Source organism: Paenibacillus sp. WC2504, assembly GCF_052682475.1.
In genome coordinates, this window is the sequence record NZ_JBQZFH010000001.1 from 4,487,429 (window position 1) to 4,505,965 (window position 18,537).

17 protein-coding genes are annotated in these 18,537 nt (G+C 45.7%); 4 read left to right on the plus strand and 13 right to left on the minus strand.

Annotated elements, in window-relative coordinates; genetic code table 11:
* Nucleotides 1-59: 59 nt before the first annotated feature.
* Nucleotides 60-770 carry a YebC/PmpR family DNA-binding transcriptional regulator gene (locus tag ACUN27_RS20170; RefSeq protein ID WP_315949964.1) on the minus strand — a complete coding sequence of 237 codons (711 nt, stop codon included), beginning with the start codon at nucleotides 768-770 and terminating at the stop codon, nucleotides 60-62.
* Between the two features lie 81 nt (nucleotides 771-851).
* The gene (locus ACUN27_RS20175; protein ID WP_445560649.1) at nucleotides 852-2,885 is read right to left on the minus strand and encodes a Na+/H+ antiporter; all 2,034 of its coding nucleotides are present in this window, start codon (nucleotides 2,883-2,885) and stop codon (nucleotides 852-854) included.
* 440 nt (nucleotides 2,886-3,325) lie between these two features.
* Between ACUN27_RS20175 and ACUN27_RS20180 the strand changes: the two genes are divergently transcribed.
* Together ACUN27_RS20180 and ACUN27_RS20185 are read left to right on the plus strand one after the other, a co-directional pair.
* Nucleotides 3,326-3,757 carry a DUF1641 domain-containing protein gene (locus ACUN27_RS20180; RefSeq protein WP_127454156.1) on the plus strand — a complete coding sequence of 144 codons (432 nt, stop codon included), beginning with the start codon at nucleotides 3,326-3,328 and terminating at the stop codon, nucleotides 3,755-3,757.
* 21 nt (nucleotides 3,758-3,778) lie between these two features.
* Nucleotides 3,779-4,960, plus strand: coding sequence for an NAD(P)/FAD-dependent oxidoreductase (locus ACUN27_RS20185; RefSeq protein WP_315949963.1), 1,182 nt, complete (start codon nucleotides 3,779-3,781; stop codon nucleotides 4,958-4,960).
* Nucleotides 4,961-5,040: 80 nt separating this feature from the next.
* On the opposite strand, the gene ACUN27_RS20190 is transcribed toward ACUN27_RS20185, so the two are convergent.
* The gene (locus ACUN27_RS20190; RefSeq protein WP_315949962.1) at nucleotides 5,041-5,496 is read right to left on the minus strand and encodes a CBS domain-containing protein; all 456 of its coding nucleotides are present in this window, start codon (nucleotides 5,494-5,496) and stop codon (nucleotides 5,041-5,043) included.
* Between the two features lie 193 nt (nucleotides 5,497-5,689).
* Between ACUN27_RS20190 and ACUN27_RS20195 the strand changes: the two genes are divergently transcribed.
* The gene (locus ACUN27_RS20195; RefSeq protein WP_315949961.1) at nucleotides 5,690-6,121 is read left to right on the plus strand and encodes a MarR family winged helix-turn-helix transcriptional regulator; all 432 of its coding nucleotides are present in this window, start codon (nucleotides 5,690-5,692) and stop codon (nucleotides 6,119-6,121) included.
* Between the two features lie 195 nt (nucleotides 6,122-6,316).
* Nucleotides 6,317-6,958: an FMN-dependent NADH-azoreductase gene (locus ACUN27_RS20200; RefSeq protein WP_315949960.1), complete on the plus strand. Its 642-nt coding sequence runs from the start codon at nucleotides 6,317-6,319 to the stop codon at nucleotides 6,956-6,958.
* Between the two features lie 136 nt (nucleotides 6,959-7,094).
* Here ACUN27_RS20200 and ACUN27_RS20205 read toward each other — a convergent pair whose 3' ends face one another.
* The 10 genes from ACUN27_RS20205 to ACUN27_RS20250 all read right to left on the minus strand — a co-directional run bounded on the left by ACUN27_RS20205 (nucleotide 7,095) and on the right by ACUN27_RS20250 (nucleotide 18,532).
* The gene (locus ACUN27_RS20205; RefSeq protein WP_445559512.1) at nucleotides 7,095-8,009 is read right to left on the minus strand and encodes an NAD(P)/FAD-dependent oxidoreductase; all 915 of its coding nucleotides are present in this window, start codon (nucleotides 8,007-8,009) and stop codon (nucleotides 7,095-7,097) included.
* Nucleotides 8,010-8,078: 69 nt separating this feature from the next.
* Nucleotides 8,079-8,558 (minus strand): RrF2 family transcriptional regulator, encoded by a 480-nt coding sequence (locus ACUN27_RS20210; protein WP_315949958.1) that lies wholly within the window; start codon nucleotides 8,556-8,558, stop codon nucleotides 8,079-8,081.
* 111 nt (nucleotides 8,559-8,669) lie between these two features.
* Nucleotides 8,670-9,998 (minus strand): MFS transporter, encoded by a 1,329-nt coding sequence (locus ACUN27_RS20215; RefSeq protein WP_315949957.1) that lies wholly within the window; start codon nucleotides 9,996-9,998, stop codon nucleotides 8,670-8,672.
* Between the two features lie 152 nt (nucleotides 9,999-10,150).
* Nucleotides 10,151-11,317, minus strand: coding sequence for a hypothetical protein (locus tag ACUN27_RS20220; protein ID WP_445559513.1), 1,167 nt, complete (start codon nucleotides 11,315-11,317; stop codon nucleotides 10,151-10,153).
* 145 nt (nucleotides 11,318-11,462) lie between these two features.
* Nucleotides 11,463-12,332 carry a sugar phosphate isomerase/epimerase family protein gene (locus ACUN27_RS20225; RefSeq protein ID WP_315949955.1) on the minus strand — a complete coding sequence of 290 codons (870 nt, stop codon included), beginning with the start codon at nucleotides 12,330-12,332 and terminating at the stop codon, nucleotides 11,463-11,465.
* Between the two features lie 29 nt (nucleotides 12,333-12,361).
* Nucleotides 12,362-13,324, minus strand: a complete 963-nt coding sequence (locus ACUN27_RS20230; RefSeq protein ID WP_315949954.1) for a Gfo/Idh/MocA family protein — start codon at nucleotides 13,322-13,324, stop codon at nucleotides 12,362-12,364.
* A gap of 14 nt (nucleotides 13,325-13,338) precedes the next feature.
* A complete protein-coding gene (locus ACUN27_RS20235; RefSeq protein ID WP_315949953.1) occupies nucleotides 13,339-14,172 on the minus strand; it encodes a carbohydrate ABC transporter permease in 834 nt (277 codons plus the stop codon).
* A 15-nt stretch (nucleotides 14,173-14,187) separates the two neighbouring features.
* Nucleotides 14,188-15,147: a carbohydrate ABC transporter permease gene (locus tag ACUN27_RS20240; protein WP_315949952.1), complete on the minus strand. Its 960-nt coding sequence runs from the start codon at nucleotides 15,145-15,147 to the stop codon at nucleotides 14,188-14,190.
* A 70-nt stretch (nucleotides 15,148-15,217) separates the two neighbouring features.
* Nucleotides 15,218-16,624, minus strand: a complete 1,407-nt coding sequence (locus tag ACUN27_RS20245) for an ABC transporter substrate-binding protein (protein ID WP_315949951.1) — start codon at nucleotides 16,622-16,624, stop codon at nucleotides 15,218-15,220.
* Nucleotides 16,625-16,750: 126 nt separating this feature from the next.
* Complete coding sequence (locus ACUN27_RS20250; protein WP_315949950.1) at nucleotides 16,751-18,532, minus strand: cache domain-containing sensor histidine kinase; 1,782 nt, start codon at nucleotides 18,530-18,532, stop codon at nucleotides 16,751-16,753.
* Nucleotides 18,533-18,537 lie beyond the last annotated feature (5 nt).

Consider the following 18,537-nt stretch of genomic DNA (forward strand, 5'->3'; position numbering starts at 1 on the left):
GGGGTGCAAAAAAAGACCCGCGCGCGTCGCGCGGGTCTTTTAAACTAATCCTATATGAATTATTCCACGTTATGATAAACCTGCTGTACATCTTCCAAATCTTCTAAAGCTTCGATCAATTTATCGAATTGGACTTGTCCTTCATCCGACAAAGTGACGTTATTTTGAGCCAGCATCGTCAACTCAGCAATCGCGAACTCGCTAATGCCAGCTTGTTTGAAAGCTTCTTGAACAGCGTGGAACTGCTCTGGGTCTGCATAGACCATAACCATTTCATCTTCTTCCACGATGTCGCGAACGTCAACATCCGCCTCAAGCAAAACTTCCATGACTTCATCCATGCTTTTGCCTTCTAAGCCGATAACCGCTGTCGCATCAAACATATAGGCGACAGAGCCGCTTACACCCATATTCCCGCCATTTTTATTAAAAGCCGAACGAACCGCTGGCGCCGTGCGGTTCACGTTATTTGTGAGTGCGTCGACAATGATCATCGACCCATTTGGCCCAAAGCCTTCATAACGAAGCTCTTCATAAATTTCATCTGAGCTGCCTTTTGCTTTATCAATAGCGCGATCGATAATCGCTTTCGGTACATTGTACGTTTTGGCCCGTTCTAGAACAACTTTCAATGCACGATTCGCTTCAGGATCCGGTTCGCCCTTGCGTGCAGCTACATAAATTTCAAGTCCGAATTTCGCATAAATTCTACTTGTGTTAGCGTCTTTTGAGGCTTTCTTTTCTTTAATGTTATTCCACTTACGGCCCACGTTTGTTCCCACTTTCTGTTTTTATCTCATTTAACATAATAACCTATTTTCATTCAAAAAGTAAAAATAAAATCACTGAAATTAGCCAATTCCTTCAAGCTCATAGAGCGATGCTTCTCTGTTCCGAATGATTCGTCGAAGCAAGGAGGCCATATCGCGTGTGATGTCGCCCCGCTCATAGAACCATTGCACGGCATCGCGCTCCGCCTGTATAGCGATCCAATGCAGCTCACGCCGGCTGTCGATGAAGGAAGAATCTTTGCGCCTTGAGCCGAACGCGAACCTGCGCAGTCTGTCCACCATTTGCTGGTAGTAGTCCAGCACGCCCTCTGTTGCATCATCGCTTTGGTAGGCGCAGCGTTTGGAGAATTCTTCAACGACAGCTTGGCTGCATTGCATTTTCAATGTCCGAATCTCTGCCAAATCAGGCTCTACAATATTAGAAGCAAGGCGCGGCCGCGTCAAGAACGTAAATAGAAGTTTCAAGCGGCGCCAGATGTTCTTGACTAGCACTTTACCTAAGTCGAGTTTATTGGCCAAAATTATTTCTACTTGTTCCAGCATGTTTAAATAATAATTAGCCTGCTCACGGCTCACTTGTCCGTTTTCCAGACGCTCATGCACAACCTTGCGTTCAATATCCAGAGCCAGCAGCCGCATCTCGGCTTCTTCTTGTTGGAATCGCGGCAGACGTTTCAAGTTACCGTCCTTTTGACCAAGCTGCTGCATCATTAATTTGTAATCGCCAATTACCGTACCTACAACAACCTCATTCTTCTCGTTGCTAGTGTTCTGAAGAGCTCGAACGGCTGCAGCCATAACCTCCAGCTGCCACTCACGCTCCATTCTTTCCTGTTCCGCATCGCCGTCCGTATTTTTCTTCTTAGCGATCAGCGGGAGCACAATGCTTGCGGTCAGAAGAGAGAACAAAATAATGGAAGAGGCAAGAAAGATGATAAGGTCCCTTTGCGGAAACGGAGCGCCATTTTGCAAAATAAGCGGTATGGAGAAAGCACCTGCCAGTGTGATCGCTCCACGTACTCCCGAAATCGCCGTTAACGATAACATACGCAAGCTAGGTACCTCTTGATTCGTATTTCCGAACCAGCGCCCCCCTCTTGCAAAAATAAACGTCCAAACAAAACGCAGGACCAAGAGTAAAACAAAGATGAGAAGGGCATAACCGATCACTTTGAAATTATCGAAATGAGGATCTTTGAGAATCGTCCTGGATACACCCGGGATTTGCAAGCCCAGAAGAACAAAAACCAATCCATTCAGAACAAACAAAATGACTGACCATGTTGAATTAGAAACATTTCGAAGATTCGGCATCGTAAAGGCCAATCGCTCATTCTCGATCGCATGTACCAGTCCACCTGCTACCGCCGCCAAAATACCCGATACGCCTAACTCCTCGGCGATTAAATAGAGCATAAAAGGCGTCAATATTTGCAGCAGCATATGCATCGTCTCATCCTCAAGTCCTGCACGGCGCAGCAGCTGGCGAATGCCAATAATTAAAAAGGCGACTAGCGCTCCAATCACCAGGCCTCCAATGGAGATGACGATAAAGCTTAGACTTGCTTTGGGGAACGAAAACACACCGGTGACCGCCGCGGCAATAGCGAACTTGAAGGCGACGAGGCCGGACGCATCGTTCATTAAGGCTTCTCCTTCAAGGAGCCGCATCAAGCTTTTAGGCAAATGAATACGACCGGCTAAGGCACTGACGGCTACGGCATCCGTAGGCGAGAGAATCGCGGCTAATCCGAATGCCGCGGCCAAAGGGATGGAAGGAATCAACCAGTGGACAACATAGCCCACAACACATACCGTTATGAAAACGAGACCCACGGCGAGAAGCAGGATCGGCGCGCGCAATTTCCACAGCTCGTCTCTCGGTGTATGCTTGCCATCGTGATATAACAACGGAGCAATGAACAGCAGAAAGAACAATTCCGGTTCCAGTTCCAGGTGAATACCTAACGGTACAATCACCAGAACGGCCCCCAAGGCAATTTGAATCAATGGTATGGGGATAAACGGTACAAAGCGGTTCACGACATTGGATACTCCAATTAGAACCAATAAGATCAGAATAATAATAAACACATTCAAGTTTTATGTCTCCTTCCCCGATAAGTGCTATGTACAAACGATTACCACTGCTGCTTTTGTGGCGTTCTTGTGTAGTATTTCAATATTTTTCTTAAAGAATCCTTCCGAGATCAGCAAAAAACGACATCCGATCCATAGGACCAAAGCCTAGGAACCATAAGTCGTATTCGACGGGATGCACCTGGTTTTCCTGTACGGCTTTTAACAGGTTTTGTACCCCATTTTCAGCTAATGTTCACAAATTTGAAATATTTTCAATTATAATTTTGTGTCCATTAGGTGTACAATACCTAAATACGGTTTATATCCAATTGTGCGATGTTGCTTGACATTTTCTTATGTGAAAAATGTTACAACCATGTGGGAAACGATTGTTTCACCCGTACACATTGCGACAGTACCCGATTTTTTTCATCGCAAAGGAGGATTTTCATATGTCACAGACATCTGCTGTTCAAGAAGTGGCAGCAACGGCTGCTGCGGAACCAAAATCGTTAGACGTACTCGACCAATTGCTTAAGCCTGAGGTGCAACAATCTCTGACTGTTCTGGTCGATAATCTGCCTAAACTGGCAGAAATGGTGACTGTGTTAACCAAAGCTTATGATTTTGCGCAAAGTGTAGCTACAGACAAAGTATTGATCAACGATTTTGCCCATGGTATTGGCGAGTTTGTTAAACCGGTACAAGAAAAGGCAAAAGACATTGCATCCGCGGCTATTGAAGCTGGCGAACGCTCGCAGGCTGATGCAGGAGCAACAATCGGTCTATTCGGAATACTAAAAATGCTGAAAGACCCAGAAGTGCAGAAAACACTTCGTTTTGCACAAGCATTCTTGAACGTACTTGCTGAACGTAAAAACTAATACGGACTAGGGATGATAACGATGGCTAAACAAATACTTATTCTTGGCGGCGGTTATGGCGGCCTTTTGACCGCACTAACAGCGCGCAAACATCTGACAGCTTCAGAAGCAAACATAACAATCATCAACCGTTTTCCTACGCATCAAATTATTACGGAATTACACCGTCTTGCTGGCGGAACGATTAAAGAGCAAGCCGTTGCTCTTCCTTTGCAAAGATTACTTGGCAACAAACAAGTAAATATCGTGGTTGATACGATCAAAGAAATTAAACCGGATGATAAAAAAGTCATTACTACTAGTGGCGCAGTACATACTTACGATGCGCTGGTCGTTGCTCTTGGCAGCGAAACGAACTACTTCGGCATTCCCGGACTGGAAGAGAACAGCATGGTTCTCAAATCAGCTTCCGATGCGAACCGTATTCGCGAGCACGTTGAAGCGCGTCTGGATGCTTACAAAGCATCCGGCAACAAAGCTGACGCAACAATCGTTGTTGGTGGCGGCGGTCTAACAGGCGTTGAGCTTGTTGGCGAATTCGCGGATAAACTGCCTGAAGTTTGCCGCAGCAAAGGCATCGATTTCAGCGATGTCTCCATCTATTGCGTAGAAGCAGGTCCTGCTATTCTGCCAGTATTCCCTAAAGTGCTGATCGAGCGAGCGGTGGAAAGCCTTGAGAAACGTGGCGTCACTTTCTTGACTGGCGTTGCCATTACCGAAGCTACTAAAAACACGGTATCACTGAAAAGTGGACAAACCATCGAATCTAATACGATTATTTGGACTGGTGGTGTGAAAGGTAACCCGGTTGTCGGCAGCTGCGGAATCGCAGAAGATCGCGGTCGTGCGACTGTCACTTCAACGCTTCAATCCACTTCCCACTCGGATATCTTCCTTGCAGGTGACTGCGCGGTTGTATTCCCTGAAGGTGGCGAAAGACCATACCCTCCTACTGCACAGCTTGCATGGCAAATGGGTGAAACCGTTGGATACAACCTATCCGTTCAAGTCAAAGGTGGAGCAATGGACAAATTCGTTCCTGTATTCTCCGGAACACTTGGCAGCTTAGGCCGCAAAGACGGTATCGGAACAATTGGCGGTAACAACACACAGCTGAAAGGCTTACCGGCTTCCTTGATGAAAGAAGCAAGTAATATTCGTTACTTGTCGCATATCAACGGTCTGTCCGCTTTAGCTTATTAATGTCGCAAAAAAAGGATGCCCCCAACCTCTCGAGGCTGCCCGGACATCCTTTTTTTCCTTTTTCTAACTTTCGTATCCGCTTACAATAAAGTTTGAAATGAATGCCGGATGACGTCTCCCCTGCTAATGATGCCAACTAATACGCCGCGATGGACCACCGGCAGTTTTTTTATTCGTTTTTTACCCAAAATGGCCGCGATTTGCTCGATATCTTCTTCCGCATCTACCGCAATCACTTTCTTTTGAGCGATTCTCATGACACACATGGGAAGCAGACTGCGAACTCTCTCATCAAACTCTTCGTCGTCCCCTTTGATCACAGCCGTGTACATATAAGATCCGAATACATGATCATCATGCTTGCCGATGTAGCGCATAATATCTCCGTCACTAATATACGCAACCACTTCATTCCGCTCATTGACAACTGGAAGCCCGCTGATTCTGTATTTAATAAATTTCTCAATCACATCGCGAACAGGGTCGTTTTCTTTTACTTTGTAAACTTGGCGAACCATGATCTCTTTTGCTTTCATTGACGATCCCCCCCATATCATTTGCCTTCTGATGTATCTAGATGTATAATGCAACTATATATTTGTATTATACAACTATATACAGGGAACTTCAATTGTAATTCGTACCCTATTCTGAAACATATTCAAAATGAACCTAGTATGTTACGATAAATTCATAGTCATTTCTACTAAATTATAAACGAGGTACTCCATGTCCGAAAAGATCGATCATCCCGCTGAAACGATTGAGCTCGAACTCGCCATCCTCATGCGCCGGTTTCTAGCAGCAACGACCAATAGAAAAATCGGCACGTTGGACCGTTCCGCCTATCTATTACTCCATCAGATTTCTTCGAACGGCTCGTCTGGTGTGAAAGCTTTGGCGGAGGAGTTCCAGTTGGATATCTCGACAATCAGCCGACAGACCGCTTCACTGGAGCAAAAAGGTTACGTCTATCGGATTCCTGATCCTCAAGATGGACGTGCCTACTCGCTGCAGATCACGGAAAGCGGCGCCGCGGAGCTGGCCTCCAACAAGCAGGCTCGCTATGAACGTGTTGCGGAGCTACTGCGAGATTGGCCCGCAGAAGATCAGCAAAAATTCGGTGAGCTCCTAAGTAAATTTAACAGGATCTTTGCTTAACACAAAAAAGGCTTGCCCTACTGGGCAGCCTTTTTTGTGTTATCCTTATCTACCACTATGTGTCAATAGACAGGAGCATGTTTTCATAGTAACATACTAAATGTTAGTGATTGAGGATTAGTTACTCCTGACTCATTGTCGGGTGATCATAAACCGGAATCTCATTCCGATATTCGTAGAAAGAAGGAATTTACAATGTCAACTGTTCTTTATATCTCTGCTCACCCTATGCAAGGTGAAGCATCTTATAGTACTAGCGTTGGGAACCAATTTATTCAATCTTACCGCGAAGCTAACCCGAATGATGAAGTGATTTACCTTGATCTCTTTCAAATGGACATTCCGCGCATTGACGCCGATGTACTCACCGCTTGGGGGAAACTAGGTTCTGGCACAGCATTTGATCAATTAACTGCCACTGAGCAAAAGAAAGTTAGCCGTCTATCCGAGCTTGTTGATCAATTCGTTGCTGCAGACAAGTATGTATTCGTCAATCCGGTGTGGAACTTCTCCTATCCGCCTGTACTCAAAGATTATATCGACGCGATCTGTGTCGCAGGCAAAACCTTCAAATACGTAGCTGGTGTGGGTCCTGTTGGACAGTTGACTGATAAAAAAGCCCTTCACATTCAAGCTAGCGGCAGCGTCTTGTCTCCTGGATCGGCTTACGCTGATTTCGAAATGAGCCATCGCCATTTGGATACGATCATGAAATTCTTAGGTGTGCCAAGCTTTGATGCTATTTTTGTAGAAGGCATGGCTGCTGCTTCCGATCAAGCTCAAGCAATTAAAGATAAAGCCGTTCAAGAAGCTCGTACCCTAGCATTAACTTTCTGATTTCTATCTTACAAACATCAAAACCAGCCCTCGTGAATTTGACGAGAAGCTGGTTTTTTTACATCCGAATACTGGATTATTAATTAGCTCATGATAATAAGAAAACGAAATTGCTGATGCGGCGTCCAGCATTTATCTAACCCTGGCGATCCCATGCCTCTATAAGCAGCTCATTATTAATCCCGGCACCAGCTAAAGCACCTAATGAGGCGGCTGCAATCGCTTGATACATTTCTGAAGAGGCGTCACCTGCACCATAAATACCCGGAACATTCGTTTTCCCAAAAGCATCAACGACAATGGCCCCGGCTTCCGTCATCTGGCAACCAAGCGTTGGCGGGATATCAGATCCGGCAGCCAGCTTTGGTGCAAAGAATATACCCGTGCAAGGAACAATGTTGCCATCTTTCAAGATCACCTGCTGCACCATACCCTTGTCTGACTCAATGCGTAAGATCGGTGAATCAAACACGGATACATGATGCTGCTTGAGTTCTGCGCGTTGTTCATCGGTTAATTCATCGGGTCCATTCGTGCAAATGACATAGTCCGAGGTCCACCCTGCCAACAATTTGGCCATATGCATCGCCTTCGCGCCTTTTGTAATAACGACAAGCGATTGGTCTCGCAGCTCCCATCCGTCGCAATATGGACAAACGAACGCGCTTGTGCCATACACTTCAGTTAAGCCCTCAATATCGACTGGAAGGTCTTTCATGCCTACGGCGAACAGCAGTTTTTTCGCTCGATACGTACTGCCTTGTGCGGTCGTTATTTGGAAGTCACCATCCGCACCTGTTATCGTTACCGCAGTCTCATCAGCAAACTGAACGGATGGATACGCTTGAATCTGTTCTCTCGCAATCCGCCGAAATTCCCCCGGAGTTATGCCGTCCCGTGTGAGAAAACCATGCGTGTGCCGTGTTACTCGATTACGAGGCCTTCCTTCGTCGATGACCAGGACGTTTTTTCTGGCCCTCCCTAACACAAGCGCTGCATTCAATCCTGCCGGCCCACCGCCAATAATCCCTACATCTATAAGTTGTTTCATCTAATCACCCTCCTGGATCTCTAATATCCATAATATAGCTAGAAGAAGCTAATAGCTCCTTGTTACTACTTATTTATTACTTTTTGATGCTGCTGAATCAAGTGCCCCTTGAATCGTGTGCCGCTGTAAATAATGAACCATCTGCTGTTCAGCACCATCCATCACTTTTTTAACCAAACACTCACACCCATTGCCTGCATGATGGTCGGAATGATGCGAATCCTGAACGTTTGATTCAAAAAATAACTGATGCTGCTGTGAATCCAGATTGAAACATTCATACATCTTCTGACGGCCTTCCACAACCTGAATGACATCAAGAAACGTAATCAGATTTGCTGATTTAGCCAACTCGTAGCCCCCACTTGCACCTGTCATTGCACGCACGATGCCATCCTGCCGCAGCTTCGACATGATTTTGGACAGATAGCTCTCGGAGACTCCTAGGAGCGCAGCCAATTCCTTAATGCCTACATGTTGACCTCTTTCAGCGCGAGCTAAATGAATGATGGCATGCAGAGCATGGCCTGTGCTTTTGGAGAATTGCATGAATAACACCTTCCAGCGATTAAAATATACTCTTTACCCTTATGGACCTGCAATATCCATAATAGCTGACCTTCACTCATTTTACAAGTCATTGATTTCTTTTTGCGAACATCAATTTCCAGCCTGTTGCACTTTTTTACCCGAAGACTTGTACCACAATAACATCCCGATTGAAACCAAACCAATTAGCAGCAATAAGCCATACACATGCTGATAGGACAAAGCAAGGCTCGTATGCGTTTGAACCTCGAGCAAAATGCCGCACACAGCGACGGAGATCGATCCGCCACAAAACTGGATCAACTGCATCAGTCCCATGCCTGAACCGATGAGCGTTTTCGGAAGAATACGCGAAGTCTCGTTGTTTAAAGAGGACAGCGTTGCTGAAAATGCTGGCGAAAAGCAAATATACCCGACAAGCACAACGATGGAAGAAGTACCTACGACCGCGTAAAAAAGCAGCATAACTATAGAAAGCACGATGTGTCCAATCAGCAGAAACCGCAGATTCCCATAGGTGTCAATCCAGCGACCGACGAAGCGAGTCAAAAATGCCGATAATATGGCACCTGGAGCAATCGTCAATCCGATTTCCATCGCTGTGCGATGAAACAAGTTTGCCAGTACTAGCGGCATCAGAAATAGATTTCCAAGATTTAAAACCAACACACAAAACCCAATGACGACCAATTTACGAAAATCATGATTCCTCAATAATTCCGGGTTGATGAACGTTTCTTTCCCCCGCCTCAAATGCCAAGCATGCAGCAAGAAGGATACAACGCTGACTACGATCCAAATCATAGATAATTGCGTCACCGCTAATAGTACGGTAGCAGCATTGACAACGGTTAAGATCGCCCCGACGAGATCGAAACGGAAAGGCTGAGAGTCCTCCTTCGGAAGCAAGCGGAGCAGCACTGGCAGGATGACTAAGACGAGGCAAGTGATCGCAAACAGTCCGTTCCAGCCAAAATATTCACTGATAAGCCCTCCTACAATCGGGCCTAATCCAAATGCCATGGCACTTCCAGCTGAGATCATGGCGATGGCAGAGCCGCGTCTCTCTAAGGGCACGTATCGGCTCGCCAGCACCAAACCTAGCCCGGCCATGACACCGGCACCCGCGGATTGCAGGATACGAGCGGCAAGCAAAGCGCCGAAACTGTGCGCAAAAATCCCGTATACGGAAGAGAGGCCAAGCACAAGCAGCCCTACTGTCAGCAGCTTTCTTAACGGCACAATGTCCGTTAACCTGCTGTAAATAACCGTAGATAACGCATATCCAATGGAATAGCTAGAGATGACCCACGCCCCGAGATCCGCAGATATTTGGAGATCACCAATAATACTAGGGATAGAAACATTAAACATCGTCGTATTCATGATAACGATAAATAAGCCGACCGTCCAAACCGGCAGCACAACTTTGTCATTCAAATCCTTTCACCTCAACACATGTTTGTTGTATGTAGCATGCCATCTTCTGTCAATTTCTAAACTCATTGTATCATACAAGTAGTAGTGAAGTAACCATTTATCGAAAAAACCGCGCTAAGCGCGGTTCGAGAATGTTTATTTTCAACACAAGCTTATTTCTCCGTTCCCTGTAAACCCACGTGCATAACCGTACGACTTCCACCCCACGTTGAGATGAAATCCACTTGACTGGAGCAGGAGCGGCTCTCGTAATTGGCATGGCCTGTTTTATCCTGTGCCTTCCCAGTCCCTGGACTATGGATATTATCCAGAAAATCGACTTTACCTTCCGAACTGTCATATGCGATGCCAAAAGATCGCCATTCATCATGAGCGGTCTGCAATTCCTGAGCCGAGTACGATCCGCCGATCTCCAAATAACCCGTTGCCCCGGCATTTGCTTTCGTGCTGTTCCATATCGCTTGTGTCAATGGGCTGCAGCCGGTAATCGCATAAGACTGCTCAGCGGCTAGAATCGCATCGTCGATCTTGGCTTTCTTTTTGGCCGCTTCTTTCTCCTCAGCGATTCTGGTCTCATGGGCATGTACCAAAGATGTCAGGGCAATCTGTATTTTTTCTTTTGCCGCTTTGATTCTTTGATTAAGTGACAATATCTTTTCTCTTTCGAGGTCGGTATTGTTATCTTTCTCCCATAAAGCAGCATGCCGTTCCTTATCCGCCTCAACGAGATCAAACGCGAATGATTTATCCAGCTCAATAATTCGGTCGAGGTTGAAGACTCCCTGGGTTTGCTTACTTGCGATATCAGCAGCTAACAGTTCATTTGATTCTACATAAGTTCCCATATCGAAACTTTTGAAGGGAATCACTTTCTTCGCTGTAAGGAAGGTAAAAATATCCCGTACATTCTTCTCACTCGGATCACCAGAGAAACCTTGATCATCCATCTGTGCTCCCGTGCATTTATCCCTAAGCGTTTTCCATTCCGAGTGACTAAGTTCTTTGGGAATAATCTCAAATTGTTTATCCGAAGTACACCACTCATAGAATACCTTAACATCCTCTTTGTCCAAGTCGCTCCAATGTTCATCGATTTGGGCCATTAATTTTGTTTGCTGCTTAGGGGCAGGCCATCTCATAGCTTGAATCATTGGCGTCCCGACTATCATCTGCTGGACAGCTTTATTTCCGATTGTTCGTTGTAATTGTAAGAGGGATGAATAGGGATGATTCGACACATTCTGCTGGGTACTTGGCCTTCTTAAATTCCCTCCTTGTGACGGCTGTTTAGCTGCTTGACTCGAAATACGTGCGTGCATTGGGCTCCCCCTTGCAAGTCTACATCAGGATACGAATTCGACATTATCTTATCATATTCGCCACACCTTGGATATATTTTCCTTACTCAAAAAAACCTTATCTAAACAGCAGCATGCTGAATAGATAAGGTTTTTGAAGCCTACATTAAAAATAATTTCTTAAATGCGCCGCCGCTTTCACGATACCTTCCCGTTCCTTCTCCAATGTGCCCCAGAAACGGTGATCTTCCAGTTCAATGGAAATCGCACCTTTGTAACCCAGACGATCTAAACGTACAGCGACCTTACTCCACTCAACATCCCCTTGACCTGGTATTGTATACCGCCAAGAGCCTTCCGAGAAGCCATATTTTGCACCAAAAGTTGCCGGTAAGATGCCGCATTCATACAACTCATCATGCAGAATCTCGGTATCTTTGCCATGGCAATGATTGATTCTTTCACCGAACTCTGTCAATGCGCGTAAATAATCGATACCTAGCCGCACCATATGAGACGGATCATAATTTAAGCCAAAATGGTTGGAAGGCAGTGCATCAAACATGGCACGCCACATTTCCGGCGTACAACCGATCGTCGGGTAATGAGGGGCTGGCCCAGGCCAACCCTCTATGGCTATGTAGACGCCTTCGCGTTCCGCATGGCCCACAATCTCCGGAAATGTATCCTTCCATATGGCAAAGCTCTCCTGCCGTGATTGCGTATGATCTTCCGGCACGAGACACATGAACATGACCTTCGCTCCTAGAGCAGCCACTTCCGTAATCTGCTTCTTGACGGCTTCGGCCGCATTCTCTCTACGAGCATCCTCTTTGCTTAGAAGTGTTCCACCCATTTGCAAGGCATCCACGGAACCAATGCCGATCCCCGCTGCCTCACATATTTGTTTGACTTCAGGATTCAAATGCGGAACATCAAGGACATCCAAACCTGCTTGGACAGCCCATGCAGCGGTTAATTCAAGTCCTTCAGCGCCGATTCTAGGCGGTATGCGCATTCCTATTTGTAATTTCATCGTATTTCTCTCCTCATGGCAACTTAGCCTTAATAAGGTTTATACCCAGCAGCTTGATATATCATTTCCGTGAACTTAACAACTTTCAGCGCAAATGTACCTGGCACCTTGACCTCATGGCGTCCTAGAATGGCGTCGATAAAGCTTTTATCTTGATTCGTCGTTTGTTTAGGCAGTTCAGGAACAACCGGCTTTTCTCCAATGCGCCGGATCGTAATTTTACCATTATCGTAAAAAATACCTCCGTCTTCGCCGCAAAACACATAGGTTTCATGCCAGCATGGCGCAAAACCGATAATGTTTAGCCCAGCCACAGCGCCTTCCTCGAAACGGATGGAGGTAAATGAATCGATCTCCACAGGTGCTCCTTGGGTATGCAGGTTCGTCTTCACTTCAGCCGGTGTAAGCCCCGTCGTCCATAGGAGCACATCGACGATGTGACTTCCGGAATCCATAAGCATACCGCCTCCAGACAGCTCCGGCACTTGTCTCCACAAGCCGGTAGTGAACTGTTTCCATTCCTGATACAACGATGCCGTAATCGACGTCAGCTTCCCGATCTCACCACGTGCAATCGCATCGCGAATGAAAAGGAATTCCGGCTGGAAATGGCGCTGGTAGGAGACCTGCATGACTTTCCCAGCCTTCTCTGCTGTTGCAATCAAGAGCGCCGCTTCTTCTGATGAACAAGTCATGGGCTTCTCAATGAGAACATGCAGCCCTCTGCTCAGCGCATCGGTCGCTTGCTGGAAGTGCAGCGTATGCGGAGAGCAGATCACTACAGCATCTAACTCAATTTCATCCAGCATAACTTTATAGTCTGTAAAATGCTTTACACCTTCAAGCTCAAACTTGGTTGCAAACTTTTCTCTGTTCTCTGTGCTTGTATCACACAACGCTACAATGTCCGCTTCCTCTAATTCCAGCAGTTGACGGCCATGTACTTGGGAGATTCCTCCCGTTCCAATCATACCAATACGAATTTTGCTCATTGAACTGCAGCCTCCTATTTAATACCTGAGAAAGTAATTCCTCGAATAAAAGCCCTTTGTACAAAAAAGTAGAGCAAAATAATAGGCAATGTGATCATAACCAGCGTAGCCATCATCATCTGCCACTCGGCGCCGTGCTGCGATTTGAACGACTGCATGCCAAGCATCAACGTGTACTGGTTATCGTCTGACAAATAAATGAGCGGCCCCTGATAATCCGTCCAGCTGTTCATGAACTGAAACAACGCGATCGTCAGCAAAGCAGGTCGGCACAGAGGAAGAATAATTTGCCAATAAATGCGGAGTTCTGAGGCGCCGTCAATGCGTGCTGCATCTTCCAGTTCTTTGGGCAAGCCCATAAAGAATTGGCGTAGCAAGAAAATGAAGAACGGTGCGCCGAAAAAAGCGGGAAGCCAAAGCGGGATGCTGGTCCCGACCCAGCCGAAATTTTTGAAGGCGATAAAAATGGGAATCATCGTGACCTGATAAGGCAGCATCATGACGATGAGTGTCACTGCAAAAAGCGGCTTCGCCCCCCTCCAAGGAATTCTAGCCAAGCTATAAGCAACAAGCGGGCAGGATAACAGCACCGCGAATGTTGCCAGGCCTGCAATTGTAAGCGTATTCTTCAAGTATTTGAAAAAAGGAATGTAATCTAACGCTGCAGGATAGTTGCTCCACTCCATAACATGAGGGATCCAGACTGGAGGCCATGTGAACAATTCGTCGTTTGCTTTGAGTGAAGTAGATACCATCCATAGAAATGGTGAAAGGAAAAAGGCGCCAACTAGAATTAACAAGAGGTGTGAAAATATTTTTCGAGTAGTTCCAAGTTCTGTGCTTCCCATAATGATCTCTCCTCCCTATTCTTTTCCTTGATAATGGACCCAGCGCTTCTGCGACACGAAGATCAACGCCGTTAAACCGACCACAATCAAGAACAGAATCCAGGCCATTGCGGAAGCATACCCCATTTTCAAGTAACCGAATCCGTTCGTATACAGATACATGACATAGAACATCATGGAATTAGCCGGTGTTCCCTGACCATTCGTGAGGGTATAAGGCAGAACGAAATTTTGTAAAGCGCCGATGGTGCCCATAATTAAATTGAAAAAGATAACAGGTGTCAAAAGCGGTAATGTAATTGTTTTCGTTCGCTGCCAAGCACTGGCTCCATCCACGCTGGCGGCATCGTAGTAATCTTGGGGAATATCCTGCAAGCCTGCCAAATAAATAACAACGGCTTGCCCTGTGCCCCACAAGCTCATTAGAATTAGGGACGGCTTAGACCATGCCTCACTTCCAATCCAGGGCGGGCCGGATATCCCGATCTTTTCCAACCAAAAATTCACAAGACCGAATTGCGGGTTGAGCAGCCACAACCAGATGATTGTAGTCGCGACTGGAGGCACTAAGCTAGGAATAAAAAACAGGGTACGGTAAAAGCCTTGCCCACGTATTTTTAAATTTAGCAGCAGTGCCAGACACACGCCAAACGCAATACTGAGCGGAACGAAAATCACCGTATAGTACAAGGTATTATAAATACTAATCCAGAATACCTGGTCTTTAAAAAGATTTGCATAATTATCGAAACCTACGAATTCTCCGGGTTCAAGAATGCTGTAGGTGGTTAGGCTGTAGTAAGCTGACATAATAAGCGGATAGGCGTGAAAGAGAAGCAAACCGATAATCCAAGGCATGGCGAAGATCAATCCGAATAAGGAAATCTTTCTTTCGAAGCGCGTTTTCTTCGTCTTAACAACACTAGCGGAAGCTGATAATTTATTGATGGAAGTTTCAGTCTCAGCCAATTTCAATCCGTTCCCCTCCTTTTCAAGTATAAGAGGCAGGGCCATGCAGAATGCCCTGCCTTCTATTTTCTAGAAACTAATTACCTACTTTAGCTAATTCGGTGTCCACATTCTTCTTCACTTCATCGAGCAGCGTTTTGGCATCACCTTTGCCATGAATCGCCAAGTCTTGCACCCTGATGGATTCATTCCACAAGAAGGCCCCTACAGGGGATACCGGTCTTGTGTATGCCCCTGGCATTAAGTCCAAAAATACCTTTAAGTTCGGATTTTCGGACAATTTCAACTCTTCATTAACTTGCGGCATTGCCGTAATATCATTTCCGGCTTTCGGACGTTTGGCGTAGAGCAGCGTACCTTCCTTATGCGCGACGAACTTGACGAATTCCCATGCTTCCTTCTCATGCTTAGAGCCCTTCGGAATAACGTAGGACCAACCGCCTGCCCAAGTCGTCGGTTTAGCGCCATCTGCTACAGGCATTGGGGCAACGCCCCAATCGAAGTTCAGTTTGTATTTCGCCAAGTCATTCAAAATCCAGTTGCCATCAAATTCGAAACCAACCTTACCCGTCCAAAATGGATTCATACCGGTTTGCCCCATGGCATCGGAAAAACTGGTCAAGTTTCCGATGTCATACTTTTTCGCATAGTCAGCCATCCATGCAAGCGCTTTAACGTTCTGCGGATCGTTCGGCGTCAAGTTATGGCTGCTATCCTCCCACTTCCCGCCAAAGTTCCAAGCATGCGTGAATAAGTATCCTTGATTCATCCATGGGATAAAACCAATTTGCGAATATTTGCCGTTGCTGCCCTTTTTGAAAATCTTCTCCGCCATTTGATCTAACTCTGCGATCGTTGTAGGCGGCTTATTCGGATCAAGTCCCGCTTCTTTCATCAGCGTTTTGTTGTAGAACATCCCGCGATTATCAGTACCCCATGGTAACGCGTATACTTTGTCTTTATAAACCGTTTCGGCCCAAAGCCCTTTATAATAGTCATCTGGAGATATTCCGCTGCTCTTCACATAGCCCGATAAGTCTGTCAGTGAGCCTTTGGCCGCCCAAGAACCGATCAAGAATCGGTCGAACAAAGCGACGTCTGGCGGATTTCCGCCGGCAATAGCCGTCAGCAATTTATCGGAGGCTTGTGTTTGGCCTGTTGTCTCCACGAAGGTCATTTTCACTTTTATGTTAGGATGCTGCTTCTCAAAAACGTCTACTACAGTAGCTTTAAAATCCTTCTGATAGTCTCCGCCCCACGGAAACCAAAAATCAATCGTAACCGGTCCGCCTGAACTTGTAGCCGCTTTAGGCGTGCTAGCGTCTGTGCTCTTTGTTTCTGTTCCTTTGGTACTTGGACTGCTCGATGCGGTGTTCGTGGAACTGCAGCCGGCCGCTGTCAGAGTAATTGCCAGTGCTGCTGAGAGTGGGAGTGCAATCAACTTTTTGCTTTGCCAATCGATACGTTTTTTTCTATTGTTCATATTGATCCTCCTTTAAGTTTCTCAATCGCTTATGAGCTTACCTTTATTGTAGGCGCTTTCAATGCCTCCTTTAAACGTGGGGATTTTTGTTTTTAGTGTATTATTTTTGTTCGTTCACGGATTTCGTCATACTCGAAGTGGCAGCACTAGCTTCACTGTTGTTCCTGACCCCGGCGTACTCGCAATCGAAAGGCCATATTCTTTGCCATAAGTTAGCTGAATTTGTGAATGAATGTTTCTTAGAGCAAAATTATGCTCCCCCTCCCACTCATCACTTGCCATCATAGCGGTTAGCTCCGCCATTTTATCCGGTTGAATCCCGATTCCGTCGTCCTCGACCTCGAAGTGTAGAATCTGACCGTCCAGTTTCCAACGGATATCCAACCGGCCTTTGCCTCGCTTATTCTCAAGCCCATGATAAATCGCATTCTCAACAAGTGGCTGAAAAACGAATTTCAGAACTTTATGGTTCAGCATGGCGGAATCTATGTACATATTTACGGTAAATTTGTCTTGATACCTTACTTTTTGAATCGATAAATAACTCTCGAGCAGCTCAACGCTTTCTTTGACCGTTACAAAATCATTTCCTTCACTTAAGCTGATCCGGAGATATTTCGATAAACCGAAAATCATCGTACTGATCTCATCGACCTTATAAATGCGGGAGATCCAATGAATGGAATCCAATGTGTTATACAAAAAGTGAGCATTTATTTGAGAAGCCATCATTTTCAATTGCGTTTCTTTTTTAAGCAGTTTTTGAATGTACACTTCATCAATTAAATCCTTAATGCGCGTCACCATCGTGTTAAAACCGTGATACAGCATGCCGAATTCATCCTTGCGTTCATCCGTAATTTGCACATCGAAATCACCTTCTCTTGCCCTGCGCATAGACCAGAGAAGCATCCTGACGGGCTTATGCATTTGCTTAGCAAATAAAAACGCTAAGGCAATTGCCACAACGCTAAAACCAATGACGAGATAGACTGTGTAATAGGCAATTTTTCTTGAATCACTGACCAAGTTTTGAATCGGGGCCATACCGACAAGCTTCCAATCATTAATTTTCAATTGATCATAAACGACCATGAGATCTTTGCCATCGACCCTGTCTGTTAAATACCCGCTGGGATTCGGCGGAAGATTCAAGCCGGCTGGTCGCATGCTCAGTGAACCGTCCGAATCGGCAACAACCGTATCATTCTGATTTACAATATACGTCGTACCATGAGCTTGGAAATCAACCTCGGACAAAAATTGCTGGATCAACTCCGGATTAAACTCCATGATGAGCACCCCGAGCGTTTGATTCAGATTGTCGAAGTTTTTGAGCGAACGGCCCATCACAAAAACAGGTTTATTGTCTTGATCCAGTGTTGTTTGCACAAGTGGGGATCGGATGCCATACCATACCACCTGACCGTTAGCAGCTTTAATCTGCTTGTACCAATCCTGCTCTTCTTCCACTTTGCTCACCATCGGCAGTTCCGTAAAACCCGTGTTTGTGAACCGATAGGAAGCACTACGCTCTCCCAAAATATAAATGTTCAACGTATCATTTTTGACATTCACCAAGTTGGATAAAAACTTGCCGATCTGTTGGTTGTTATAGCTTTGATCGTAGCTATCTCGGTATTCCCCGAGAATACCCTTCTGAATTTCCTTATTGCCAAAAATTAATAAAGACCTGTTATCATATTCGTTCATAATAAGCTCAAGCCGCCTGTTCGCTTGCTGAATCGTTTGCCAAGCTACTTGCGAGACTTTGGAGCTGATAATTTCATTTGCTTTATGATAGGATAAATACCCCATGAGCATGATGGAGATCGTTATGCTTGCAAAAAATAAGATGAATAATTTATAGCCTACGGAACGCCATTTAAGATGCGCAAGAAGCTTCAAGCGAT

What these genes read in the sequence shown, in the direction of transcription:
- ACUN27_RS20180 (WP_127454156.1), top strand. Translation starts at nt 3,326, where the DNA reads ATGTCACAGACATCTGCTGTTCAAGAAGTGGCAGCAACGGCTGCTGCG.
- ACUN27_RS20185 (WP_315949963.1), top strand. Translation starts at nt 3,779, where the DNA reads ATGGCTAAACAAATACTTATTCTTGGCGGCGGTTATGGCGGCCTTTTG.
- ACUN27_RS20190 (WP_315949962.1), bottom strand. Translation starts at nt 5,496, where the DNA reads ATGAAAGCAAAAGAGATCATGGTTCGCCAAGTTTACAAAGTAAAAGAA.
- ACUN27_RS20195 (WP_315949961.1), top strand. Translation starts at nt 5,690, where the DNA reads ATGTCCGAAAAGATCGATCATCCCGCTGAAACGATTGAGCTCGAACTC.
- ACUN27_RS20200 (WP_315949960.1), top strand. Translation starts at nt 6,317, where the DNA reads ATGTCAACTGTTCTTTATATCTCTGCTCACCCTATGCAAGGTGAAGCA.
- ACUN27_RS20205 (WP_445559512.1), bottom strand. Translation starts at nt 8,009, where the DNA reads ATGAAACAACTTATAGATGTAGGGATTATTGGCGGTGGGCCGGCAGGA.
- ACUN27_RS20210 (WP_315949958.1), bottom strand. Translation starts at nt 8,558, where the DNA reads ATGCAATTCTCCAAAAGCACAGGCCATGCTCTGCATGCCATCATTCAT.
- ACUN27_RS20220 (WP_445559513.1), bottom strand. Translation starts at nt 11,317, where the DNA reads ATGCACGCACGTATTTCGAGTCAAGCAGCTAAACAGCCGTCACAAGGA.
- ACUN27_RS20225 (WP_315949955.1), bottom strand. Translation starts at nt 12,332, where the DNA reads ATGAAATTACAAATAGGAATGCGCATACCGCCTAGAATCGGCGCTGAA.
- ACUN27_RS20230 (WP_315949954.1), bottom strand. Translation starts at nt 13,324, where the DNA reads ATGAGCAAAATTCGTATTGGTATGATTGGAACGGGAGGAATCTCCCAA.
- ACUN27_RS20235 (WP_315949953.1), bottom strand. Translation starts at nt 14,172, where the DNA reads ATGGGAAGCACAGAACTTGGAACTACTCGAAAAATATTTTCACACCTC.
- ACUN27_RS20245 (WP_315949951.1), bottom strand. Translation starts at nt 16,624, where the DNA reads ATGAACAATAGAAAAAAACGTATCGATTGGCAAAGCAAAAAGTTGATT.